We start from the raw sequence: 23,729 nt of genomic DNA on the forward strand, positions 1-23,729 counted from the left end.
ATGAACGTTCATGAATTGGCGCTAGCCGGCCTGAACGACCATCGCCTGTTCACAACGCTCGACCTGGCGGGCACGTTCGCGTTTGCGATCAGCGGTGCGGTCGCGGCCCGAGGCCGCGGCCTCGACTGGTTCGGTGTGATGGTCATCGCGTTTACGGTCGCGTGCGGCGGTGGCGTTCTGCGCGACCTGTGCATTGGCGCCGTGCCGCCGGCCGGGTTGACAGACTGGCACTACCTTGCGGTTTCGATGGCTGCGGCATTCATGGCGATCGCGGCGAACCCGTTGGTGGGGCGCCTTGCCCACCCGGTGATCCTGTTCGACTCCATCGGACTGGGACTGTTTGCCGTAACGGGTGCGCAGAAGGCCATGATTTATGGCCACAACGCCGAGGTGGCGGTGCTGCTGGGCGTTGCCACCGCGGTTGGCGGCGGCGTGGCGCGCGACGTGCTTCTCAATCGTGTCCCCGTCATACTGCAGCGCGAGATCTATGCGTCCGCGGCACTTGTCGGCGCGGGCATCGAGGTTGTCGGCGAACGGATGGGATGGATGTCGAGCGGCAGGACCTGGTTCGCGCTTGCGGCGTGCTTCGCACTTCGTTACCTGTCGCTGCGGTACCAGTGGAACCTCCCGCGCGCCGACGGGCGCGATGCAAGCGACGCCGATTAACGCGGGGGCTCGACGCTACAGCGTGGCATCGGCATATAGAGAGCTTCACCTGACCATGGGAAGCCATTTCGAGGCGCGTCTGATCGGCACGTCGGATGAGTAATCACCCCGCGTCCGCGGCGCAGTCGTAATGGGGGACGCGGCGCGGACGTCGCTGCGATTTATCACAGGTGACCGCGATGGCTCGCGTTGATACTCTGGCGTCACCGCTCGGGCAACACCAATTTCCGGGCACGAATGCGCTGACGACCGGAGGCCAAAATGATGTTCATCCCCGCTATTCCTTATATTGTCGCGGCAGGCAAGGGAGCCCTCGTGGCCGGCGCCACCTACGGCACGTACCAGATTTACAAGGGCATTCAGTTCCTGGCCGATGCCATCCCTGCCTTTCTGTAACACGGCCTGGCAGGTTCCTTGCCCGTGGCCCGCATGGTTCTGCGACGCGAATAGACGTTATTCGTCATCAGTGCGGCGGCCGCCACGGACGTGCCAGCGACCTTGGCGCCCGGATCACACAAATCCATCAATCCGCCGGAAGAATGAAGCATGCAGACAGGACGTCGACGATTCATCGCCCAAGGCGCGAGTTTGGCAGCAGCGGGGAGCTTGGCACCGTTGCTCACACAGGCCCGGTCGACACGCGAGCCGCAGCCGTTGCGTCGGGCCATCACGATTGACGCGCCGGCGGGTCCGGTGCGTGGTGCGGTGGAAGATCAGGTGCGCGTGTTCAAGGGCATTCCGTTTGCGCTGCCGCCGGTGGGCGAACTGCGTTTTCGCCCACCACAGCAGTATCCCGGATTCACCCAGCCGCAAAATGCGTTCTCCTTCGGTCCTGCGCCGATGCAGCCGGTGCGCATCCAGGCCGGCACCGGCCGCAATTTCCTCGGTGATGCGCGACAGGGCGAAGATTGTCTTTACCTGAACGTGTGGGCGCCGGACACACCGGGCCCGCATCCTGTGTTCGTCTGGATCTATGGCGGCAGCAACATGTTCGGCGCCACCAGCCAGCCCATCTACGACGGCACGCAGTTCGCGCGCAATGGCGTCGTGTGCGTGACCATCGGGTATCGCGTCGGTGCGCTTGGCTTCCTCGAACTTGGCGACCTTTTGGGCGAGTCCTATCGCGGCTCCGGCAACAATGCCCTGCGCGATCAGGTGATGGGGCTGCAATGGGTCCAGCGGAATATCCAGGCGTTCGGGGGCGATCCCAAGCGCGTCACGCTGGGGGGCGAATCGGCCGGAGGGAAGAATGTCTCCACGCTGCTGACGCTGCCGGCGGCACGCGGTATGTTCCAGCAGGCAATCATCGAGAGTGGCGGCGCCCTCACCACGCATTCGCTGGACGAGGCGTACAAGGTGGCGCATCTCTTCGCCGAACAGGTACAGCCGAATGGCCGCGGCGAGGCACTTCGCGCGCGCCTGCTCAGCCTGCCGGCGGATCAGTTGATCAAGGCGCAGATCGCCACGGCTGCCGCCTATCCGCGCAACTTCGCATTCCGCACGGTCATCGATGGCGACTTCGTGCCGCGCTCGCCGCAATTGAGTCTGGAACAAGGGCACGCGAGCCACTTGCGCCTGCTCGTCGGCAGCAACCGCAATGAATCGCTGATCTTCTTCCGTCCCGAATTGCTGGCTGCCTATCGCAAAGGCGAGGCCACCACTGCGCCCATCGCGGCTCGCGAGATGGCGCAGCTCGATGTGCCCACCATCGAGCGCATGGCCCAGCGCTATCGCGACGCCTTCCCTGACCAGCACGCGTTTCTGCGACGTATCGACCTGCTGAGCGCCGAGGAATACTGGGTGCCCATGCTGAGATTGGCCGAGGCGCATGCCCGCAATGGTGGCGAGAGCTACATGTACCGCTACGATCAGGCATCAGTGGAGGCCCCTTTCCGGGGCTTTGCCGTGCATGCGTCGGAGCTGCCGATGGTCTGGAAGAACTTCCGCGAGCCCTTTCTTTCCATGCTGTATCGCGAAACGCCCGCACTGGATGCGTTCGCCAGTGTGGTTCACGAAACCTGGATCGCCTTCATGCGCGAAGGCCGGCCCTCGCACAGCGCACTGCCGTCCTGGCCACGCTTCCAACTGACGCAGCGCCCGACCATGCTTCTGGCCGCAGGTGATAACCGCGTTGAGGAAGACCCCGCAGGCGATCAGCGACGCTTGTGGGAAGGAGTGCTCTAGGCTAGGTCGGCGAGCGTTTGCGAGGTATTTCGGGAAGAAGTAAGACCTACGAAACCGATGCCAAAACGGGGAGTTGGTGCGAGGAAGGGGACTCGAACCCCTACACCCTTGCGGGCGTCAGGACCTAAACCTGGTGCGTCTACCAATTTCGCCATCCTCGCAGCCCGTGGGTGTCGTGACCTGGGTAAGGTACGGCATCCCGGCATCGGGTTGACGTCGTGCATCCTGTCGGACATGAAAAGGGGCGACTTGTCGCCCCCCGTTGCACGCGTCAAAGCAGGCCAGCATTCTACATGAAGTGATTTTCACCGGCAAATTCCCCGCGCGCCCCAAGCCTGCCCGCGCACCCCGGCCCGTCTTCTCGTCGCGCAATGCTAAAATTCGCACCAATTCATGGCAGTTGCCCCGACTGCGCGCCCGCGCACCGGCATCCGGGCACCTGACCAAACCGATACCCCATTCGCATGCAACCCCACGACAACGCCGAGAACGCCAACCAAAGCACCGGCACCCCAGCCAGCCCCGCTCAGGCCAACGATTACTGCCGACAGAAAGCCGGCCCGCCAGGCTCCGCGCTCTACTACGCGCTCCTTCAGCTCCCGCCGTCCAAGCGCGATGCCGCCTACGCCGTCCACGCCTTCTGCCAGGAAATCGCCGACATTCATGCCGCCGTGCACGACCCCGGCGTCGCCCACGCGAAGCTCGACTGGTGGCGCCAGGAGCTCGCTCGCCTCTTCTCCGGCGCCCCCGCCCACCCGGTCGCACGCGCACTCGCCCCCGTCATCGACAACGCAAGGCTCAACCGCGCACAGTTCGAGGCCGTCCTGCATGGCGCCGAAATGGACCTCTCGCAGATGCGCTACCTCGACTTCGCCGGCCTGTCGCACTATTGCGATGCCGCAGGCGGCGCCCCCGCAGAACTCGCGTCGCACATCTACGGTTTCGACAACGACAGCACCCCCGCCCTCGCCCGCGCACTCGGCCACGCCATCACGCTCGGCCGACGCGTGACCGACGCAGGTGTCGACGCCCGTGCCGGCTACGTCTACTTCCCCATCGACGAACTACAGCGCTTCGGCGTTACCGCCGCCGACCTGCAAAACGGCAAGTACTCGCCCGCGTTCGTCGAACTGATGAAGTTCCAGCATGAACGCGCCAGCCAGGCGATCGCCAACGCCGCCCGCGCCATTCCTCAAACGGATCGCCGCCGGCAAAAGCCCCTGCTGGCACTCGCATCCCTGCAGTTGGCCCTGATGGATGAAGTCGCCGCCAGCGACTATCAAGTCCTGCACCAGCGCATCGACCTCACGCCGCTGCGCAAATTCTGGCGCGCCTGGCGCGCACGCTGAACCCTCCAGGCGCGCACGTCACTCAGGTCCGAAACACATCCAGCGGCCTGAACACGCCACCCAGCACCGGCCGCGGATTCACCCCCCACCAGCGCTGCAATACCGTCGCGTACACATCCCGGAAATCGACGGCGAACGGCAAATTGCCGTTGCCGTCGAGTCGATCCAGTCGCGGCGCTTCACCGTACAGACCGCCACGAACACGACCGCCCGCAACGAAGTGCGGCGCCACCGTCCCGTGATCCGTGCCGTTGCTCTGGTTCTCGCGCGGCCGACGCCCGAACTCGGCATACGTCACGATCAGCGTCGATTGCCAACGATTGAGCTCCGTCAGCCCCGCGCGCAACGCCATCATCCCCTGCGACAACTGACGCAACAGATTCGCCTGCTGCCCCGGTTGATTCTGGTGCGTGTCGAATCCGTTGAGCGTCAACCTGAGCACGGCCACCCCGCGCCCCGGCTGTGGCATGCCTGACGGTGAGTCAGCGGCAGCCACGACCTGCAACGCCGTCTTCACTACGTTGCCGAACGCCCCTGCCGGCATGGGCGTGCGTAACGTGTACTGGCCCTGGCGAGGACGCAGGCCATCCGCCGCCTTCACGATATCGTTCTCCACCCGCAGCACATGCGCGAGCGCCGGATTGCTCACCCGCGCCGCATGCGCCGACGCCAGCCCCGCCTCCCGCAGGAATTGCGCCGGATTCGTCAGCGTCACCGCACGTGCCCCACCGCCCAGCGGTCCCAGTTCCGCGCTGCCGACGATCACCCCGTCCGCATCGAACCCGGCCGGCACGGGCCGTTCGGCAAACGCGCGCGACAACCAACCGTCACGCAAGTACTCGTCCGCGCGCGACGCCGTATTCCAGATCTCGATGGAACGAAAATGCGAGAGATTCGGCTCCGGATACCCCACGCCCTGCACCACCGCCAATTCTTTCGCCTGCCACATCGGCAGCAGCGCGCGCAGCTCAGGATGCAGGCCGCTATGCGCGTCGAGTTGCACCACCTGGTCACGCTTGACGCCAATGTTCGGGCGAAGACTCGCGTATAACGGATCGGCATAGGGAATGACGGTATTCAAGCCGTCATTGCCGCCCTTGAGTTCAATGAGAATCAACAGATTGCCGTAATCACCGCCTGCGCCGACTGCGCCCACCGCGCCCACTCTGCCGCCCGGCATCATGCCGGAGAGATCACGTGCCGCAGCATGCGCCGGCCACGGCGCGAGCCATGCCGCCCCAAGCCCCCCGGCGAAAGTCAGAAAATCGCGTCGACGCATTTCACACCTCGCATTGCGTGCCATCCATTCGCCTGTCGGCATCGCCCATTGGCGATCGGCCATTGGTCATCGCCGTTGCCACCGCGCCCGACGTCATGCCGTCAGGCCCGTCGTCTCACTTCAATTGATACGCCGGATCCATCAACAGCGCCTGTAGGTACGCCGCGCTGTTGTCACCGGAGGTCTGCGGCGCAGCGGGGGCCATCGGCAACACCGCCCGTTGCAGTGCCTCCCGGGCACGCGCGTCCGGTACATCCACCGGCCCCAACGCGTACGGTTGCAGCCAACGCGCCAGATCGAAACGCACGCCCGCCACCGTCCTCGGCATCGACGGGGCCATCGTCAACGCCGTGCGACGCACATCGGTACGCATGGACATCGACGGCACCATCGACGCTGCGCCGGCGTTCGCCTTCTCCGTCGCCCGGAACATGCGCTCGACGAATTGCTTGCGCGCAAGCAAGGTGCTGCTGTCGATCCAGGCGTCGCCGCCCGGCCACCCCTTCACATTCGGCGGACGAAACAGGGCCTGGCCGAGCGCGCCCATCTGCCGCGCGAGCATTTGCGGATCGTCGTAGCCGATATCGAACTCTCGCACGGTGTCCGTCACAAACTCGGAAGGCGACTTCACGAGCGTGCCGCGCGCGTCGCGATCCCAGAACGACGGCGTGAGCAGCAAGGCGCGCAGGGCCACGCGGATATCGTAGCCACTCGCCCGAAATGCGTTCGCCACGCGTGCCGCCTGCTGCGGATCGGGTGTGGGCGACACGAATTCACGCCACAACTTGCCCGTGACGAAGGTAGCCGTCTCCGGACGCGCCAACAAAATGTCGAGCACCTGGTCGCCATCGAAATCGCCTGTCTGGCCCAACACGGTCTTCGTGCCGGTATCGTGCAAGTTGGCGCGCCAGACATAAGTCATCGTCGGACGGTCGATGCTCCATCCGGTATAGGCGCGTGCGGCTTCGCGCACGTCCTGCTCCGTATAGTGACCTTCCCCGAGCGTGAAAAGCTCCATGACCTCGCGCGCAAAATTCTCGTTGGGCCGCCCCTTCCGGCTACCCGCCCCATCGAGATAAATCAGCATCGCCGGATCCTTCGAGACGGCATGCAGCAACGTGCCGAAGTTTCCCAGCGCATTCGCCCGCAGCAGCACGTTCTGCCGGTACATCACGACGGGTTCGCGCACCTTGTCGCTGCTCGACACGAAGTGGTTGTGCCAGAACATGGTCATGCGCTCGGTCAACGGCGACGGCGTGGTCGCCATCTCCTGCGCCCACCAGGCGGCAAGCGACGCCGCCATCCGGTTGCGCCGCTCGTTGAGATCGCGCTTCTGCTCGGCGGTCATGGACTTCACGCGCGCGTCGTAGAGCGGCGGATCCGCAGCCCAGGGCGGCGGCTCGGTCACGGCGGTGCGTCGCGACTCGTCAAGCAAACGGTCGACGGCCTGTGCGCGCGTCAGCCCGACGAAAGGGGCAAGCTCACGGGCATCGGGGGAATAGCCCGTACGCGTGAGCAGGTAGCGGGCGTCGTCTTCGCCAAGCAGACGCTTCGACATATCGACGTTGCGCGAACTCGCGCGCGGCCCAGGTGCGGAGGCGACGTGCCTTGCCCCGGCCGCGTAAGCGTCGGGTGACGTGCCCAGCGCGGTGACAACCAGTCCAGCCAGCAGGGCAATGCAACGTGGCACGAAGCCAAGCGTCTGCGGTACAGCGGACGGCGGCGAGCATGTCGCTGCCGAGCGGCACGCCGTCGGCGACACGCCCGGGGGCGATCGGCGAGCACAAAAAAAGCCAGCGTCGGCAGAGGCTGGCGGATTTCGATTCGGCTTCATGGGACGCTCGCGTCAAAATGACATCAGTGGCGTTTGGTGAGAAGCGATGGGCGCATGTCGCGACGCATTGTCGGCGCACGCACCGTCTGTCGGCTAGTGACTGTAGAGCTCGCGCACGGCGTCCTGAATATGCTGGCGCAGCAGGCGTCGGTCGTCTGCCGACATATGGCCGTTCGGGCGACGGCCCGGCGGCGGGTTGGGCAGCTCGTCGCCCCGACGCTCGGCGGCGGCGTCACTCGCAGGGGCGGCTTTCCCGCCATTGCGCGGCGCCGGCGCCGCATGCTGCACCCGGGCCGCACTGCTGCCATGGGATTGCGCACTGAAATGGGGGACGGGACGGGCATACGTCACGCCCAGGTGTCCCCAGAGCATGATTCCCCCGAACAGTAGCGTCAACTCAGCAGCCCATCTCATCTTGTGCGTGTGTCCTTCATGCCGTACGACAGGTTTTCGCCCTGGCAGGCGTGCAAGTGTACCCACTGCCTATGGTCAGCGCACAAGCCGTAGGGTAAATTGTGTAACCCTTTGTAACCCGCTTTGGCGGCCTCCTCAGTTCGCAACATTTCGGGCTAAGATACGTGGCATGGAAAACAAAAACTCTCCCAAAATTCTGGTTGTCGACGACGATCCGCGCCTGCGCGACCTGCTGCGTCGTTACCTCGGGGAACAGGGTTTCAATGTCTTCGTGGCTGAAAATGCGACGGCCATGAACAAGCTTTGGGTGCGCGAGCGTTTCGATCTGCTCGTGCTGGACCTGATGCTCCCCGGTGAAGACGGTCTCTCTATTTGTCGCCGTCTGCGTGGCGCCAATGATCGCACGCCGATCATCATGTTAACGGCCAAAGGCGAGGATGTCGACCGTATCGTCGGTCTCGAGATGGGCGCTGACGATTACCTGCCCAAGCCCTTCAACCCGCGCGAGCTCGTCGCCCGCATCCACGCCGTGCTGCGCCGCCAGGCACCGCCCGAACTTCCCGGTGCGCCCAGCGAAACGATGGAGACGTTCGAGTTCGGCGACTTCGCCCTGAACCTGGCCACGCGCACACTCACCAAGAACGGGCAGGAAATCGCGCTCACCACTGGCGAATTCTCCGTGTTGAAGGTCTTCGCGCGCCATCCGCGCCAGCCGCTCTCGCGCGAAAAGCTCATGGAGCTCGCGCGGGGGCGCGAATACGAAGTCTTCGATCGCAGCCTCGACGTGCAGATTTCGCGTCTGCGCAAGCTCATCGAGCCGGACCCGGGCAGCCCGCGCTTCATTCAGACCGTTTGGGGCCTCGGGTACGTGTTCATTCCGGACGGCGGCGCGTGATCATCCGCGCCCACGTCTCGCATCGTAAAACAACGCCGGTCGCGATTCACTCGCGCACCGGCGTTGTGCGTTGTCCGATGCCGGCCGGTGACGTGCCGCATCCGTCTCTCCCGGGCCATCGCACGAGCGTGTGTCTTGGGGTGCCCCGGGACTGTCGACAGGCCCGAATCACGCATTAGCGGAGCAACCCCATGCATCCGATCCGGATGGTACGCGGGCTGTTCGGCGGTCTGTTCTGGCGTACCTTTTTTCTCATTGCCCTGCTCATCGGCGTGAGCCTCGCCGCCTGGTACCAGAGCTTTCGCGTGATCGAGCGGGAGCCGCGCGCGCAGCGCGTCGCACAGCAGCTTGTCTCGATCGTCAAACTCACGCGTACCGCCCTGCTTTACTCCGAGCCCGATTTGCGCCGAGCGCTGCTGCAGGATCTCGAGAGCAACGAGGGCATTCGCGTGTATCCGCGCGAACCCGCCGACAAGATCGAGAAGCAGCCCGGCAGCGTGGTGCAGGATCTGATCGCGCGTGACGTGCAGCGACGCCTCGGCACCGACACGGTGATCGCCGCCTCGGTCAATGAAATCCCCGCCATGTGGATCAGCTTCAAGATCGATGAAGACGACTATTGGGTCGCCATCGAGCAAGACCGGATCGACACGGCCACCGGTCTTCAACTTTTCAGTTGGGGCACGTTCGCGCTTGCGCTCTCGCTCATTGGCGCCGCGTTCATCACGGCACTCGTGAACCGCCCGTTCGCGCGACTGGCGCACGCGGCGCGCGCCATCGGCGAGGGACATCGTCCGGACCCACTGCCCGAACGCGGCATGGGCGAAGCCGCCGAGGCCAATCGCAGCTTCAACCAGATGGTGCAGGAGCTCGAACGCCTGGAGGCGGACCGCGCGCTGATGCTCGCCGGCATCTCCCACGACCTGCGCACGCCGCTGGCCCGTCTGCGGCTGGAAACCGAAATGAGCCCGTCCGAGGAGTCCGTCAAACGGGACATGATCAGCGACATCGAGCAGATGGACGAGATCATCGGCCGCTTCCTCGATTACGCGCGCCCCGCCTCTCGTACGATGCAGTCGCTCGATTTGTCCGACATCGCGCGCGAGACGGTGTCCGCCTTCGAAGGTCGCGAGGATCTGAGCCTGAGCACCGATCTGGCCGATGGCGCCCCCGTACTCGCCGAACGCACCGACCTCAAGCGCCTGCTCACAAACCTGATCGAGAACGCGCGAAAGTACGGACGCGATGCCCAGACCGACATCGCCAACGTCCACATCTCCACGCGCGTGATCGGCGAACGCGTCGAAATGCGCGTGCGCGACACCGGGCCGGGGATTCCCGAGGATCAACTGGGACTGGTGTTCCGTCCGTTCTATCGCGTGGACACCGCCCGCACGAAAGCCGACGGCACGGGGCTGGGCATGGCCATCGTCCAGCGCATCGCCAGCCGCTACAAGGGCCTCGCCACGCTGCGCAACGTCCGGCCGGGTACCGGCCTTGAAATCATCGTGTCATTTCCACTTGCTAAATAGATGATGTCGTGCCGAAATTTGGCTATGCTCAAGGCCTGCCCCGCATGCGCTGCGCAAAATCCTATCGACGGCATTTGATTTAACTATCCCCTGCATAAAAAGAAACTATTGCGATCGATTCGCCAATAGCGTACACTACTTTGGTTGACCGGGATCGCGAGATTCCGGTCAGTTGCCAGTTGCGATGTCCCCTGCGATATCTCGACATAAACCGCACTAATTTAGGAGTAATCGATGAAGACTGTCGGCGACAAACTCGAAGCGTTCTCGGTCGAAGCTGCCAAGCCTGGTTTCAACAACCACGAAGAAAACGGCGTGTCGGCTTTCGAAACGATCACCGAAGCCTCGTTCCCGGGCAAGTGGAAAGTCATTTACTTCTACCCGAAGGATTTCACGTTCGTGTGCCCGACCGAAATCGTTGAATTCGGCAAGCTGGCGAACGATTTCGCAGACCGCGACGCCGTGCTGATGGGCGGCTCGGGCGACAACGAATTCGTGAAGCTCGCATGGCGCCGTGAGCACAAGGACCTGAACAAGCTGAACCACTACTCGTTCGGCGACACCACCGGCTCGCTGATCGACCAGCTCGGCGTGCGCGACAAGGCTGCCGGCGTGGCCCTGCGTGCAACGTTCATCGTTGACCCGGACAACGTCATTCAGCACGTCTCGGTGAACAACCTGAACGTCGGCCGCAACCCGGAAGAAGTGCTGCGCATTCTGGACGGTCTGCAAACGGACGAACTCTGCCCGTGCAACCGCGCTGTTGGCGGTGCAACGCTGTAAGCGTCGTCTCGAAGCCCGCGCGAGCGGGCTTTTTCAGCCCCACGCAATAGGAGAAATTTATGGAATTCATCACCGCGATTAAGGCCCAGATCCCTGACTACGCCAAGGACATCCGCCTGAACCTCGACGGCACCATCGTCCGCTCCTCGCTGGAAGGCAACGACGCCGTGGGGGTGGCGCTCGCCGCCGCTTTCGCCGCCAAGAGCCAGCCGATCGTCAAGGCGATTCGCGAAGCCGGCGTGCTGGCCCCGGAAGAGCTCGAAGGCGCGTTGACCGCAGCCGCGCTCATGGGCATGAACAACACCTGGTATCCGTATCTCGAGATGGCCGACAACGCCGAGCTCAAGAACGAGAAGGCCCAACTGCGCATGAACGGCTATGCCACGCGCGGTGGCGTCGACCAGCGCCGTTTCGAAATGTACGCGCTGGCCGCGTCCATCGTCGGCAAGTGCCACTTCTGCGTGCAGTCGCACGCGGCGTTGCTCGTCAACGAGCACAAGATGAGCACCGCCCAGTTGCGCGACGTCGGACGTATCGCCGCCGTCATCAACGCTGCGGCTCAGGTGCTCAGCGCCGAGGCAGCCTGATGTCCGGGCAATGCCAAGGTCGTGCCGCGTCGTCTCGAGGACGCGTTGAGGGTCTGATCGTCTGACGGCCCGGGCCGTCAGACGCGGCGCAAAAAAACGGCGCTACCGGGTGCACTCCGGTAGCGCCGTTTTCACATCTTGCGGATTGTCACATCCCGCCGTTGCCAACCACGGGACCGCGTGCCTCGGCACGAGGCCTGCGCGTTGCGCGATCATCACCTTCTGGTGCGCTCAATGCTCAGGGTGCGATGAGCAATGCGGCCGCCTGTGCCTCGATCCCCTCCTGACGCCCCAGATACCCGAGCTTCTCGTTTGTCTTGGCCTTCACGTTGACCTGACCGACGGCAATGCCGAGCGCGTCGGCAATCGACTGCGTCATCGCAGCGATGTGCGGCGCCAGTTTCGGCGCCTGCGCAATGACCGTGCAATCGACGTTGACCAGTTCGTAACCGTGCTCGCGTACGCGCCGCATGGCTTCCTTGAGCAGCACCACGCTGTTCGCGCCCTTGAATGTCGGATCGGTGTCGGGGAAATGGCGGCCGATATCGCCGAGCGCGGCGGCGCCCAGCACCGCGTCGGTGATGGCGTGCAGCAACACGTCGGCGTCCGAGTGGCCAAGCAGTCCGCGATCGAACGGAATCGTGACGCCGCCCATCACGAGCGGGCGGCCCGGCACGAGCGCATGAACGTCGTAGCCCTGACCGATGCGGAGTTTGGAAAGCGCGCCGAGCACGGCGAGCGAGGAGGAGGAGGAACCGGCTTGTTCAGTCATGGAGAGTCGCCAAATGCGAAAAATCGATGCGTCGAATCGGAGGCGCTCAGGCCGACCGGACCGCGCCGAGAAACGCCTCGGCCAATGCGAAATCCTCGGGGTACGTCACCTTGAAGTTGCGCAGACTGCCGCGAACCAGCTTCGGTGCGTGGCCCATGCGCTCGATGGCGCTGGCTTCGTCGGTCACTTCCGCGCCGGCGGCGAGCGCGTCTTCGAGAGCGTGGCGCAGCATGCCCAAACGGAACATTTGCGGCGTTTGCGCCTGCCAGAGGCCGTCGCGCGACTCGGTCGCCCCCACGGCCGCCAGCTCGCCCTTCTCTCCCGACGCCGCTTCGCGCTTGAGCGTATCGGCGACCGGCAGCGCGAGAATGCCACCGACGGGATCGTCGCGAAGCGCCTCGACCAGCGCACGGATCAGTGCGGGCGTGATGCCCGGGCGCGCGGCATCGTGCACGAGCACCCAGTCGCTGTCCTGCGCCCCGAACTCGGTGAGCGCCTGCAGACCGCCGAGCACCGACGCGTGCCGCGACGGCCCTCCGCAGCGACGCACGGCGAAACGCAGCGGACCGAAGCGCCGGCCGTCGAAGTGATTGTCGTCAGGCGCGAGCACCAGCACCGTCTGAGCGAACTCGGAACAGGCGTCGAACGCAGCGAGCGCATAGTGAAGCATCGCCCGTCCGCCAACGCTTCGGTATTGCTTGGGCACGTCGGCCCCGGCGCGCACGCCGGCCCCGGCGCACGGGATGACGGCAAAAAGTCGGTCGCTCACGATAAAACGCAGGTAAGGGTAAAGCAGGGATTTTATAATAGTCGCTGACTGTCACGGGGCCCCATGCGAATGGAGCCCCGTGCTTTGCCATTTCTGCAACGTTTTCCTATGTCATCCGCCAACGCCCCAGCCCGTACTACCGCGCCCGTGCCGCTCGTGAAAGCGGGACAGCGTTACGCCTTCGCCGGATCGCACGCCTCGAGCGATGCCCTGCTCATCGCCCGCTATTTCGAGGGCAACCGCGAGCGCCTGCCGCTGCTGGCGGTGGTCTGCGCTCAGGCCACCGACGCCCTGCGTCTGCAGCAGGAACTCAAATGGTGCGCGCCCGAACTGCGCATACGTCTGCTGCCCGATTGGGAGACGCTGCCGTACGACACGTTCTCGCCACACCAGGATCTGGTTTCCGAGCGCCTCGCCACGCTGCACGATCTCGGGGAAAAGCGTTGCGACATCGTGCTCGTGCCGGCGACTACGGCGCTCTATCGCATGGCCCCGGCGAGCTTCATGGCGGCCTATACGTTCTTCTTCACGCAGGGCGAGCGACTCGACGAAGCGCGGCTGAAGTCGCAACTCACGCTCGCGGGATACGAGCACGTGAGTCAGGTGATGCGCCCGGGCGAATACTGCGTGCGCGGTGGCCTGATCGACCTCTTCCCGATGGGCTCCGCACTCCCCTACCGTCTCGACCTGTTCGACGATACCGTCGACAGCATTCGTGCCTTCGATCCCGACACGCAGCGCAGCCTGTATCCCGTCAAGGAAGTCCGCTTGCTTCCCGGGCGCGAGTTTCCGTTCGACGAGCCGGCGCGCACCGCGTTTCGGGGTCGCTGGCGCGAGGTGTTCGAGGGCGATCCGAGCCGCAGTCCGATCTACAAGGACATCGGCAGCGGCGTGCCTTCCGCGGGCATCGAGTACTACCTGCCGCTGTTCTTCGAAGAAACGGCCACCCTCTTTCACTATCTGCCGGCCGACGCGCAGCTCGTGTTCGTGGGCGACCTCGACGCGGCCATTACCCGCTTCTGGAACGACACGCGCCAGCGCTACAACTTCCTGTCGCACGATCGCGAGCGGCCGGTGCTGCCGCCCGAGCAACTGTTCCTGCTCGATCAGGACTTCTTCACGCTCGCCAAGCCCTTCGCACGCCTGACGCTGCCCACGCCGGGCGACGGCACCTGGGCCACGGCACTGCCGCCGCTGGCGATCAACCGGCGCGCCGACGACCCGCTCGCCGCGCTGCGCGCCTACCTCGCTCGCACGCCTGCGCGCGTGCTGCTGTGCGCCGACTCGGCCGGACGCCGGGAGACGCTGCTGCAACTCCTGCACGACCACGATCTGCGTCCCGTCTCGGTCGAATCGCTCGAAGATTTCCTGACGTCGGACGCCCGCTTCGCCATCGGCGTCGCCCCGCTCGCCGCCGGCTTCCTGTTGCCGACCGAGGATCTCGCGTTCATCACCGAGAACGAACTTTACGAAGGTCTCGCGCGCCGCGCCGGCAAGCGCCGTCAGGAACAGGCGACGTCCGTCGACTCCATGGTGCGCGATCTGGCCGAACTCAAGGTCGGCGACCCGGTGGTGCACAGCCAGCATGGCATCGGACGCTACCAGGGCCTCGTGAGCATGGACCTCGGCGAAGGAGAGACCGAGTTCCTGCATCTCGAGTATTCGGGCGACAGCAAGCTGTACGTGCCCGTCTCGCAGCTGCATCTGATATCGCGCTACAGCGGCGCCGATCCGGACACGGCACCGTTGCACTCGCTCGGCTCGGGGCAGTGGGAAAAGGCAAAGCGCAAGGCGGCACAGCAGATTCGCGACACCGCGGCAGAACTGCTCAACCTGTATGCCCGTCGCGCGGCGCGCTCGGGCTACGCCTTCCAGCTCTCGCCGCGCGACTACGAGAAATTCGCCGACAGTTTCGGCTTCGAGGAAACGCCGGACCAGGCCGCGGCCATCGCTGCCGTGATGAGCGACATGACGAGCGGCCGCCCAATGGATCGCCTGGTGTGCGGCGACGTGGGCTTCGGCAAGACCGAGGTGGCCTTGCGCGCGGCCTTCATCGCCGTGCTCGACGGCAAGCAGGTCGCCCTGCTCGCGCCGACCACGCTGCTTGCCGAGCAGCATGCGCAGACATTCTCCGACCGCTTTGCCGACTGGCCCGTGCGCATCGCGGAACTCTCGCGCTTCAAGACGACAAAGGAAGTCAACGCCAGCGTAAAGGCGATCAACGAAGGCCAGGTCGATATCGTGATCGGCACGCACAAGCTGCTCTCGAACGACATTCAGTTCCAGCGACTGGGGCTGGTCATCATCGACGAGGAACACCGGTTCGGCGTGCGCCAGAAGGAAGCGCTCAAGGCGCTGCGCGCCGAGGTCGACATGCTCACCCTCACCGCCACGCCGATCCCGCGCACGCTGGGCATGGCGCTCGAGGGACTGCGCGACTTCTCCGTCATCGCCACGGCGCCGCAGAAGCGGCTCGCGATCAAGACGTTCGTCCGACGAGAGGAAGATGGCGTCATTCGCGAAGCCATGCTGCGCGAGCTCAAACGCGGCGGGCAGGTGTACTTCCTGCACAACGAGGTGGAGACGATCGAAAATCGCAAGGCGCAACTCGAAGCCCTCGTGCCGGAAGCGCGCATCGTCGTCGCGCATGGCCAGATGCACGAGCGCGATCTCGAACGCGTCATGCGCGACTTCGTGACGCAACGCGCCAACGTGCTGCTGTGCACGACCATCATCGAGACCGGCATCGACGTGCCGACCGCCAACACGATCCTGATGCATCGCGCCGACAAATTCGGCCTCGCGCAGCTGCACCAGCTTCGCGGACGTGTCGGACGCTCGCATCACCAGGCCTACGCCTATCTGCTCGTGCACGATCCGAAGTCGCTCACGAAGCAGGCCCAGCGACGTCTCGAAGCGATTCAGCAAATGGAAGAGCTGGGTGCGGGCTTCTACCTCGCCATGCACGACCTGGAAATTCGCGGCGCGGGCGAAGTGCTCGGCGACAAGCAGTCCGGCGAGATTCACGAGATCGGCTTCCAGCTCTACACCGACATGCTGGCCGACGCCGTGAGCGCGTTGAAGGCAGGACGCGAACCCGACCTCACCGCGCCGCTGGCCGCCACCACCGAGATCAACCTGCACGTGCCGGCCATTCTACCGAGCGACTTCTGCGGCGACGTGCAGGAGCGCCTTTCGCTCTACAAGCGGCTGGCCAACGGTACGCAGCCCGACGCCATCGACACCATCCAGGAAGAGCTCGTCGACCGCTTCGGCAAGCTGCCGCAGCAGGCCCAGGCGCTCATCGAGACGCACCGCCTTCGGCTGCTGGCCAAACCGCTCGGCATCCTCAAGATCGATGCGAGCGAGGAGGCCATCGCGCTGCAATTCGAGCCCACGCCCGCCGTCGATCCGATGCGCATCATCGAGCTGGTGCAGAAGCATCGCCACATCAAGCTCGCTGGCCAGGACAAGCTGCGCATCGAGGTCAAGCACGCGCAACTGACCGATCGCGTGCGTGCCATCAAGGAGACGTTGCGTGCGCTCGGATCACCCAGCGCGAGAGCGGCCTGATCCGCGCGACGCCTCCGGCCAGGCGCGCCGACGAGGAAAATCGCCGGCGCACCGCCGTGTCGCTTCACGCCGCAAAATGGTGTGCATTGCAGCAATTTCATCGTCTTTCCTTTCAGGCGCGCCCGCACGACGTCCGTGCGGACGCGCCAATTCCCGCGAGGCAAGAATGGTTGTTCGCACAACCTTTTACCTCTAAATTATTTTTGAGTAAGATTTCCCAGTATCGATACGCATTACGCGTGTTGCACGAAGGACTGGAAGATTCACGGAGATTCGAATGACAAGCGCTTCCCCCCAAGCCGTTGCGGCTCAGGCTACCCCCGAGACCGAACCGGCATCGCTCGACTGGATCAAGAAGCTGGTCAGTATCGACACCACCAGCCGCGAATCGAACCTCGGCCTGATCGAGACGGTACGCGACAGCCTCCAGCAGGCAGGCGTCGAACCGTGGCTGTCGTACGACGCCACCCAGCGCAAGGCCAATCTGTTCGTCACGCTGCCTGCGGCCGATGGCAATACCCAGGGCGGCATTGTGCTCTCGGGCCACACCGACGTGGTGCCCGTCGACGGCCAGCCGTGGGACACCGATCCGTTCAAGCCGGTCGTGCGCGACGGTAACCTGTATGGCCGCGGCACCTGCGACATGAAGGGCTTCATCGGCTCGGTCATGACGCTGTTGCCCGAAATGCGCGATGCCAAGCTCAAGACACCGTTCCACTTCGCGTTTTCGTACGACGAGGAAATCGGCTGCGTGGGCGCACCGGTCATGCTCGCCGAATTGCGTGAGCGCGGCATTCGTCCGGACGGCTGCATCGTCGGCGAGCCGACGAGCATGCGCGTGATCGTCGCGCACAAGGGCATCAATGCCTATCAGTGCTGCGTGCGGGGCCACGCTGCCCACTCGTCGCTCACTCCGAAGGGTTCGAACGCCATCGAGTACGCCGCGCGTCTGATCTGCTACATCCGTGATCTGGCCGACCACTTCAAGCAGAACGGTCCGTTCGACGAACTGTTCGACGTGCCGTTCACCACGGCACAGACGGGCACGATCTCGGGCGGCATCGCCCTGAACACGATCCCGGCGCTGTGCGAATTCGTCTTCGAGTACCGCAACCTGCCGGGTGTCGACGCGGAAGGCATTTTCCAGCGCATCCAGCAATACGCGATGGACGAACTCGTGCCGAAGATGAAGAAGGAGCACCCGAACGCGGGCATCGAGTTCAAGAAGATCGCCGCCGCGCCCGCGCTCGATGCGTCCGAGCAGGACGCCATCACGCAACTCGTGCGCGCACTCACCAAGGACGCCGACAAGCGCAAGGTCGCCTACGGCACTGAAGCCGGTCAGTTCCAGCGGGCTGGCGTGCCGTCGATCGTGTGCGGCCCCGGCAACATCGAACAGGCGCACAAGCCCAACGAATTCGTCTCGCTTGAACAGATCGCCCAGTGCGAATCGTTCCTGCATAAGCTGATTCGCAGCAATACCGTCGGCGCCTGACACCACGTGCGGCCGAGCGTGTGCAATGCACCGACCGGCAGCACCCGCAGGCCCGACGTCGCGTACGTCCAGCCGGGCCGTATTCCGCTTGCGGGATGCGGCCCGTTCCCATGGCGGCGTCGCTTCACGAGACAGGCATCACGCATCACGTATTACGTATCACGCAGCTCGTATCAGGCACCAGACAGTACAAGACGCCTCACGCAAAGGCGCACAGGACATCCCGTCGCAGCAGAACAATCACATAACAAGCACCTACGCCACACAGGTATTGGAGATCTCGCCCATGAGCGCAAGCGCAGCCCCCAACGCGACGGCCTCGTCCGCCCGCACTTCCCCGCACGCATGGCGTGTGATCGTATCGGCCTCGATCGGTAACGCGCTCGAATGGTTCGACCTGGTGGTGTACGGCTTCTTTGCCGTCACCATCGCGAAGCTGTTCTTCCCGACCGGCAACGATACGATTTCGCTGCTGCTCACCCTCGGCACGTTCGGTGTGTCGTTTTTCATGCGGCCGCTGGGCGCCATCGTGATCGGCGCGTACGCCGACCGGGCGGGACGCAAGGCCGCCCTAACACTCTCGATTCTGCTGATGATGGTGGGCACCCTGCTCATCGCGGTCATGCCGACGTATGCGTCGATCGGCGTGCTCGCGCCGGTGGGCATCGTCATCGCGCGCATGGTGCAGGGCTTCTCGGCGGGTGGCGAATTCGGCAGCGCGACGGCGTTCCTGGCCGAGCACGCGCCGCAGCGCCGCGGCTTCTTCTCGAGCTGGCAGGTGGCGTCGCAAGGCCTCACCACGCTGCTTGCCGCCGGTTTCGGCGCACTGCTGACCGGCAATCTGTCGGCCGAAGCGATGGCCTCCTGGGGCTGGCGCGTGCCGTTCTTCTTCGGTTTGCTGATCGGACCGGTCGCGTACTACATTCGCCGCCGCCTGGACGAGACGCCCGAGTTCCTCGACATCGAGCCGACGCAGAGCCCGCTGCGCGACACCTTCGCCAGCCAGAAGGAACGTCTGATGCTCGCCATCGGCGTGGTCGTGATGGCGACCGTGGCGACCTATCTGGTGCTTTACATGCCGACGTATGCCGTCAAGCAACTCGGCCTGCCGTCGTCGGCGGCGTTCTCGGCGGTGCTGCTCACCGGGGTGGTGCAGTTGATCGTCGCCCCGATCGTCGGCCACTGGTCGGACACGCACGGGCGCATCAAGCCCATGCTCAGCGCCGCCGTGGCGCTGCTCATCCTCGTCTACCCGATGTTCCACTATCTCGATGCGCACCCGACGTTCGGCTCGCTGATGGTGTTCCAGATCGTGCTCGGCCTGCTCATGACGACCTACTTCGGCGCCCTACCCGCCTTGCTCACCGAGCTGTTCCCGGTGCAGGTGCGCACCACCGGTCTCTCGCTCGGGTACAACATCGCCGCGACCGTGTTCGGCGGCTTCGCACCGTTTATCATCACGTGGTTGATCGGTGCCACGGGCAACAAGCTCGCCCCCAGCTTCTACCTGATTTTCGCGGCCGTCATCAGCATTGCCGCGTTGCTGCGCAGCCGCTCGCTCGGCATGCGCTGATGCCCAACGCAGGCGGCCCCGGGCGGTGTCCCCATCGCCCGGGCCTCATGACTAAGGAGACAGAATTCAAGTGACACAATCGCTCCCCGAACTGCACGCCGAAACCATCGACGGCCAACCGGTGCCGACGAAGGACGCCATCGCCGCCCTGCACGAGCGGCTCAAGCCTTACGTGCGCACCACGCCGGTGTTCACCCGAAACGACTTCCCGACGCTCGGCGACACGCGTGTGACCTTCAAGTACGAGCTGCTGCAGGCATCGGGCACGTTCAAGGCCCGCGGCGCATTCTCGAACCTGCTCGCGCTCGACGACGCGCAACGCAAGGCCGGCGTGACGTGCGTATCCGCGGGCAACCACGCCGTGGCCGTGGCCTACGCCGCGCAGGCGATGGGCGTGGGCGCCAGGACGGTCATGCTCAAGACTGCCAGCCCGGCACGCTCCGCGCTGTGCCGCGAATACGGCGCCGACCTGATCCTCGCGGAAAACGTGCACGAGGCATTCGACATCGTCAAACGCGTCGAACAGGAGGAAGGCCGCTACTTCGTGCATCCGTTCAACGGCTACCGCACGGTACTCGGCACGGCCACGCTAGGCTACGAGTGGGCACAGCAGGCGCCGGATCTGGACGCCGTGATCGTGCCGATCGGCGGCGGCGGACTGATCTCCGGCGTCGCAACCGCCTTCAAGCTGTTCGCCCCGCACGTGAAGGTGTACGGCGTGGAGCCGGCCGGCGCCGACGCCATGGCACAGAGCTTCGCCGCCAACGGCCCGGTGAAGATGGGGCCGATGACCGGCATCGCGGACAGTCTCATGGCGCCGCATACGGAGCTGTACAGCTACACGTTGTGCCGCCGTCACATCGACGAACTGGTCACCGTCACCGACGACGAGATGCGCGCCGGCATGCTGACGTTGTTCCGCCAGCTGAAGCTCGCCGTGGAACCGGCCTGCGCCGCGGCGACGGCCGCGCTCATGGGGCCGCTGCGCGATACGCTCATGGGCAAACGCGTCGGGGTGCTGCTTTGCGGCACGAACACCGACACCACCACATTCAACCGCCACATCGAAGCCGCACTCGCGGCGCAGGCCAACGGTTGAGACACGGCGCTCCAAGCCCTGCATGACACCTGAGACGCGACCCGACGGTCGCGTCTTCGTTTGGCCACCCGTGAACGCTCGTTCACCCCGACCGCGCACAAGGACCCCCGCATGCCCGCCACCTCCCCCTCCCCGGCCGTTCTGCTACTCGACGCCGCGCAAATCGCCGCACTCATGCCTGTGGCCGACGCCATTCCGGTCATGTCCGACATGTTCGCAGCGCTCGCGCGCGACCGGATCCACCTGCCGCTACGCCAGATCATCCGCCCGCCCGAGGCGCTCGGCGCCAAGGGCATGCTGGGCATGATGCCTGCCTTCCTCGGCGCCGAAGCCTGTGGCACACCTGTCTACGGCGCGAAGGTCGGCACGTTCTTTCCCGAGAACAGCCGCCTCGGCAAGGACCCTCATCAGGGCTGCGTGCTGTTGATGAGCGGCGAGACGGGCGAACTGCTTGCCGTGATGAACGCGGCGCAGATCACCGGCATTCGAACGGCGGCCGTCACCGGGCTCGCCACGCGACTGCTCGCTCGCCCCGACGCTTGCCGGCTCGCGCTGATCGGCGCGGGCCATCAGGCGCACTGGCACCTCGCCGCGCTAGCCGCCGCGCGAGGGTTGACCCACGTGCGCGTGGCCAGCCGCTCGCTGGCGTCGGCCCAGGCCTTCGTCGATCGTGAGCAGCCGAACTACGCGTTCGGCCTCGAGGCGGTGTCCACTGTCGAGGCCGCGGTACGCGACGCCGATATCGTCGTCACGGTCACCAACACGACCGAGCCAATCCTTCAGGCCGAGTGGATCGCCCCCGGGGCGCACGTCAATCTGGTCGGCAGCAGTACGCCACGCCATCGCGAAGCCTATACCGAACTCATGGCGCGCGCTGAATTGTTCGTCGATCGCCGCGAATCGACCGTCAACGAGTCCGGCGATTACCTGGCCGCCGCCGCCGAGGGCCGCATCGGTCCGGAAGACCTGCTCGCCGAACTCGGCGAACTCGTCATCGGCCAGCACGCCGGACGCTCCGGCGCGACGGCTGTCACGTTGTTCAAATCGCTCGGTATGGGGGCGCAGGACGTCGCCCTGGCGGCCGCGTTGTACCGGCGGGCACAGGCGGAAGGCGCGGGTACGCACGCATCGATCTGACGCCGGTACTGCGCGAGGTGTCGACCGGGATTCGGCATTGCGAGGTCTGAATTCGATGTCGGAATCCGTCCGGTTCCGGTCTCTCCAGGGGCTGTCGTGCGCCACGACCCCGCCTTAACATGGGGTCATTGCCACCCCACCGGAGCCACGCCATGTCGCAAACCCCATCGTCCCGGACCGCCCTGCTCGTCATCGACGCCCAGGAATCCTTTCGCCAGCGCCCGTTCTGGCGCGAAGACGATCTCGCCCAGTACTTCGAGCGCCAGCAAGCGCTCATCGACGGTGCCGTCGCGCGCGGCGTGCCCGTCGTCCAGGTGTTTCACGTCAGCTCAGGCCCGTTCGCCCGGGACTCGGGCTTTGTGCGCACGCTCGAGGAACTGCGCATCGCACCGGACTTCACGCTCGACAAGGTCAAGCACAGTGCCCTCGCCGGCTCGACACTCGGCGCCTGGCTGGTGGAGCACGGCATCACGCGGCTGATCGTGTCGGGCATTCGCACGGAACAATGCTGCGAGACGACCACGCGCGCTGCCTCGGACGCGGGCTACGCCGTCGATTTCGTGACCGAGGCCACGCTCACCTTCCCGATGACGCATCCGGGCACCGGCCGCGAGCTGTCCGTCGCCGAGTTGAAGGAACGCACGGAAACGGTGCTGGTGAATCGCTTCGCACGTATCGTCACGGTTGAGGAAGCCCTCGCCGCGGTGTAACTTCGAGGTCTGTCCGAATCCGTCCTCAACGGGATTACCCACAATGCCGCGCGAACAACCCGTCTACGTTCTGGTCACGCCCAACGCGTTGTTGCTCGATATCGCCGCGCCGGCCGAAGCGCTGCGCATTGCCAATCACCAGCAGGACGCGGTTCGATTCTCGCTGCGCTACGTTGGCGCGCAGCGCTCGGCCACCACGTCCATCGGTCTGTGCGTCTCGCCGCTGGAAACGCTTCCCGAGACGCTGCCCGACGGGGCGTGGCTCGTCGTCACGGGAACGGTGTCCAAACCGTTGCCGACGGTCCTGCCGGAGGCTTGCGCCACGACTGCGGACCCCGCCGACCCGACGCAGCACATCGAGACCGGGGAGGCGATCGAAGCCCGGGTCGTCGACTGGCTGCGCGGCGTCGTGCGGCCGACGCATCAACTCGCCTGCATCTGCACCGGCGCACTGCTCGCCGCCCGTGCGGGTTTGCTCGACGGGCGCGCATGCACGACTCACCATGCCAGTTGCGACGCGCTGCGCATGCTCGCGCCAGGTGCTCGCGTAGCCGACAACCGTCTCTATGTGCACGACGGCAACGTATGGACGAGCGCCGGCGTGACCACCGGGCTCGATCTGATGCTCACCCTCATCGCAGAGACGACTGACCCGTTGTGCGCGGCTGCGGTGGCACGACAGATGGTCGTGTATGCGCGTCGCGCGGGCGCCGATCCGCAGCTCTCCCCATGGCTCGAAGGGCGCAACCACCTGCATCCGGCGCTGCATCGCGTGCAGGACGCGATTGCCGCCGACCCCGCGCGTGACTGGACCCTGGCCGGCATGGCGGAAATTGCGTGCGTGAGCGAGCGTCAGGTCACGCGGCTGTTTCGCGAGCACGCGGACACCGCCCCCATCGACTATGTCCACCGGCTGCGCATCGCACTGGTGCGTGAGCTGCTCGGCAACAGCCAACTGGACCTCGAGCACATTGCCGAGCGCGCGGGCTTCGGTTCGAGTCGTCATTTGCGGCGCGTCTGGCAGAAATTCAGTCCGACGCCCCCGAGCCGGGTGCGTCGCGAAGCTCGCGCCACATGA

At 65.1% G+C, this 23,729-nt stretch carries 20 protein-coding genes and 1 tRNA gene; 15 read left to right on the top strand and 6 right to left on the bottom strand.

Translation table 11 applies throughout. The features are described from left to right. The 3 genes from W930_RS0107410 (at position 1) to W930_RS0107420 (ending at position 2,850) form a co-directional block, all read left to right on the top strand. Positions 1-666, top strand: a complete 666-nt coding sequence (locus W930_RS0107410; protein ID WP_235195519.1) for a trimeric intracellular cation channel family protein — start codon at positions 1-3, stop codon at positions 664-666. Positions 667-930: 264 nt separating this feature from the next. Continuing rightward, positions 931-1,062 (top strand): hypothetical protein, encoded by a 132-nt coding sequence (locus tag W930_RS30990; RefSeq protein ID WP_255315166.1) that lies wholly within the window; start codon positions 931-933, stop codon positions 1,060-1,062. 210 nt (positions 1,063-1,272) lie between these two features. Continuing rightward, positions 1,273-2,850, top strand: coding sequence for a carboxylesterase/lipase family protein (locus W930_RS0107420; protein WP_024788469.1), 1,578 nt, complete (start codon positions 1,273-1,275; stop codon positions 2,848-2,850). Positions 2,851-2,924: 74 nt separating this feature from the next. Here the strand turns inward: W930_RS0107420 and W930_RS0107425 are convergent. Beyond that, positions 2,925-3,011: transfer RNA gene (locus W930_RS0107425), tRNA-Leu, on the bottom strand. A 303-nt stretch (positions 3,012-3,314) separates the two neighbouring features. Here W930_RS0107425 and hpnD point away from each other — a divergent pair. Beyond that, positions 3,315-4,199: a presqualene diphosphate synthase HpnD gene (hpnD, locus tag W930_RS0107430; protein ID WP_023595696.1), complete on the top strand. Its 885-nt coding sequence runs from the start codon at positions 3,315-3,317 to the stop codon at positions 4,197-4,199. Between the two features lie 22 nt (positions 4,200-4,221). On the opposite strand, the gene W930_RS0107435 is transcribed toward hpnD, so the two are convergent. The 3 genes from W930_RS0107435 to W930_RS30590 all read right to left on the bottom strand — a co-directional run bounded on the left by W930_RS0107435 (position 4,222) and on the right by W930_RS30590 (position 7,726). Then, positions 4,222-5,478, bottom strand: coding sequence for a DUF1501 domain-containing protein (locus W930_RS0107435; RefSeq protein ID WP_023874567.1), 1,257 nt, complete (start codon positions 5,476-5,478; stop codon positions 4,222-4,224). 115 nt (positions 5,479-5,593) lie between these two features. Next, positions 5,594-7,036: a DUF1800 family protein gene (locus W930_RS0107440; protein ID WP_023874568.1), complete on the bottom strand. Its 1,443-nt coding sequence runs from the start codon at positions 7,034-7,036 to the stop codon at positions 5,594-5,596. 369 nt (positions 7,037-7,405) lie between these two features. Then, the gene (locus tag W930_RS30590; RefSeq protein WP_144347317.1) at positions 7,406-7,726 is read right to left on the bottom strand and encodes a hypothetical protein; all 321 of its coding nucleotides are present in this window, start codon (positions 7,724-7,726) and stop codon (positions 7,406-7,408) included. Between the two features lie 169 nt (positions 7,727-7,895). On the opposite strand from W930_RS30590, the gene ompR reads away from it, so the two are divergent. The 4 genes from ompR to W930_RS0107465 all read left to right on the top strand — a co-directional run bounded on the left by ompR (position 7,896) and on the right by W930_RS0107465 (position 11,523). After that, a complete protein-coding gene (ompR, locus tag W930_RS0107450) occupies positions 7,896-8,621 on the top strand; it encodes a two-component system response regulator OmpR (RefSeq protein ID WP_010808867.1) in 726 nt (241 codons plus the stop codon). 191 nt (positions 8,622-8,812) lie between these two features. Next, the gene (locus tag W930_RS0107455; protein WP_115344360.1) at positions 8,813-10,153 is read left to right on the top strand and encodes an ATP-binding protein; all 1,341 of its coding nucleotides are present in this window, start codon (positions 8,813-8,815) and stop codon (positions 10,151-10,153) included. Between the two features lie 234 nt (positions 10,154-10,387). After that, the gene (locus tag W930_RS0107460) at positions 10,388-10,936 is read left to right on the top strand and encodes a peroxiredoxin (protein ID WP_023595691.1); all 549 of its coding nucleotides are present in this window, start codon (positions 10,388-10,390) and stop codon (positions 10,934-10,936) included. A gap of 59 nt (positions 10,937-10,995) precedes the next feature. Then, the gene (locus W930_RS0107465; protein WP_023595690.1) at positions 10,996-11,523 is read left to right on the top strand and encodes a carboxymuconolactone decarboxylase family protein; all 528 of its coding nucleotides are present in this window, start codon (positions 10,996-10,998) and stop codon (positions 11,521-11,523) included. Positions 11,524-11,761: 238 nt separating this feature from the next. Here the strand turns inward: W930_RS0107465 and ispF are convergent, their stop codons facing one another. Beyond that, positions 11,762-12,295 (bottom strand): 2-C-methyl-D-erythritol 2,4-cyclodiphosphate synthase, encoded by a 534-nt coding sequence (ispF, locus tag W930_RS0107470; protein WP_023874574.1) that lies wholly within the window; start codon positions 12,293-12,295, stop codon positions 11,762-11,764. A 46-nt stretch (positions 12,296-12,341) separates the two neighbouring features. Next, positions 12,342-13,064 (bottom strand): 2-C-methyl-D-erythritol 4-phosphate cytidylyltransferase, encoded by a 723-nt coding sequence (gene ispD, locus W930_RS0107475; protein ID WP_023874575.1) that lies wholly within the window; start codon positions 13,062-13,064, stop codon positions 12,342-12,344. A 108-nt stretch (positions 13,065-13,172) separates the two neighbouring features. Between ispD and mfd the strand changes: the two genes are divergently transcribed. The 7 genes from mfd (at position 13,173) to W930_RS0107510 (ending at position 23,729) form a co-directional block, all read left to right on the top strand. Next, on the top strand, positions 13,173-16,637 hold the full coding sequence (gene mfd / locus W930_RS0107480) for a transcription-repair coupling factor (RefSeq protein ID WP_023874577.1): 3,465 nt from the start codon (positions 13,173-13,175) through the stop codon (positions 16,635-16,637). Between the two features lie 277 nt (positions 16,638-16,914). Then, complete coding sequence (gene argE / locus W930_RS0107485; RefSeq protein ID WP_023874579.1) at positions 16,915-18,132, top strand: acetylornithine deacetylase; 1,218 nt, start codon at positions 16,915-16,917, stop codon at positions 18,130-18,132. Between the two features lie 286 nt (positions 18,133-18,418). Further along, a complete protein-coding gene (locus W930_RS0107490) occupies positions 18,419-19,705 on the top strand; it encodes an MFS transporter (RefSeq protein WP_023874581.1) in 1,287 nt (428 codons plus the stop codon). A 70-nt stretch (positions 19,706-19,775) separates the two neighbouring features. Beyond that, the gene (locus W930_RS0107495; protein WP_023874582.1) at positions 19,776-20,804 is read left to right on the top strand and encodes a threonine/serine dehydratase; all 1,029 of its coding nucleotides are present in this window, start codon (positions 19,776-19,778) and stop codon (positions 20,802-20,804) included. A 111-nt stretch (positions 20,805-20,915) separates the two neighbouring features. Further along, entirely contained in the window at positions 20,916-21,941 is a 1,026-nt protein-coding gene (locus tag W930_RS0107500) for an ornithine cyclodeaminase family protein (RefSeq protein WP_028730887.1), read from the top strand. Positions 21,942-22,093: 152 nt separating this feature from the next. Then, positions 22,094-22,651, top strand: a complete 558-nt coding sequence (locus W930_RS0107505) for a cysteine hydrolase family protein (RefSeq protein ID WP_023595682.1) — start codon at positions 22,094-22,096, stop codon at positions 22,649-22,651. Between the two features lie 43 nt (positions 22,652-22,694). Further along, positions 22,695-23,729, top strand: a complete 1,035-nt coding sequence (locus tag W930_RS0107510; protein WP_023595681.1) for a GlxA family transcriptional regulator — start codon at positions 22,695-22,697, stop codon at positions 23,727-23,729.

The sequence above is a fragment of the Pandoraea sp. E26 genome (assembly GCF_000681415.1).
Lineage (GTDB): Bacteria > Pseudomonadota > Gammaproteobacteria > Burkholderiales > Burkholderiaceae > Pandoraea > Pandoraea pnomenusa.

Excerpts from the sequence above, each read along its gene's own strand:
- W930_RS30590 (WP_144347317.1), bottom strand. The coding sequence starts at position 7,726 with ATGAGATGGGCTGCTGAGTTGACGCTACTGTTCGGGGGAATCATGCTC.
- ompR (WP_010808867.1), top strand. The coding sequence starts at position 7,896 with ATGGAAAACAAAAACTCTCCCAAAATTCTGGTTGTCGACGACGATCCG.
- W930_RS0107460 (WP_023595691.1), top strand. The coding sequence starts at position 10,388 with ATGAAGACTGTCGGCGACAAACTCGAAGCGTTCTCGGTCGAAGCTGCC.
- mfd (WP_023874577.1), top strand. The coding sequence starts at position 13,173 with ATGTCATCCGCCAACGCCCCAGCCCGTACTACCGCGCCCGTGCCGCTC.
- argE (WP_023874579.1), top strand. The coding sequence starts at position 16,915 with ATGACAAGCGCTTCCCCCCAAGCCGTTGCGGCTCAGGCTACCCCCGAG.
- W930_RS30990 (WP_255315166.1), top strand. The coding sequence starts at position 931 with ATGTTCATCCCCGCTATTCCTTATATTGTCGCGGCAGGCAAGGGAGCC.
- W930_RS0107505 (WP_023595682.1), top strand. The coding sequence starts at position 22,094 with ATGTCGCAAACCCCATCGTCCCGGACCGCCCTGCTCGTCATCGACGCC.
- W930_RS0107440 (WP_023874568.1), bottom strand. The coding sequence starts at position 7,036 with ATGTCGAAGCGTCTGCTTGGCGAAGACGACGCCCGCTACCTGCTCACG.
- W930_RS0107490 (WP_023874581.1), top strand. The coding sequence starts at position 18,419 with ATGAGCGCAAGCGCAGCCCCCAACGCGACGGCCTCGTCCGCCCGCACT.
- W930_RS0107455 (WP_115344360.1), top strand. The coding sequence starts at position 8,813 with ATGCATCCGATCCGGATGGTACGCGGGCTGTTCGGCGGTCTGTTCTGG.
- ispF (WP_023874574.1), bottom strand. The coding sequence starts at position 12,295 with ATGACTGAACAAGCCGGTTCCTCCTCCTCCTCGCTCGCCGTGCTCGGC.
- W930_RS0107510 (WP_023595681.1), top strand. The coding sequence starts at position 22,695 with ATGCCGCGCGAACAACCCGTCTACGTTCTGGTCACGCCCAACGCGTTG.
- W930_RS0107465 (WP_023595690.1), top strand. The coding sequence starts at position 10,996 with ATGGAATTCATCACCGCGATTAAGGCCCAGATCCCTGACTACGCCAAG.
- W930_RS0107500 (WP_028730887.1), top strand. The coding sequence starts at position 20,916 with ATGCCCGCCACCTCCCCCTCCCCGGCCGTTCTGCTACTCGACGCCGCG.
- W930_RS0107410 (WP_235195519.1), top strand. The coding sequence starts at position 1 with ATGAACGTTCATGAATTGGCGCTAGCCGGCCTGAACGACCATCGCCTG.
- hpnD (WP_023595696.1), top strand. The coding sequence starts at position 3,315 with ATGCAACCCCACGACAACGCCGAGAACGCCAACCAAAGCACCGGCACC.
- W930_RS0107435 (WP_023874567.1), bottom strand. The coding sequence starts at position 5,478 with ATGCGTCGACGCGATTTTCTGACTTTCGCCGGGGGGCTTGGGGCGGCA.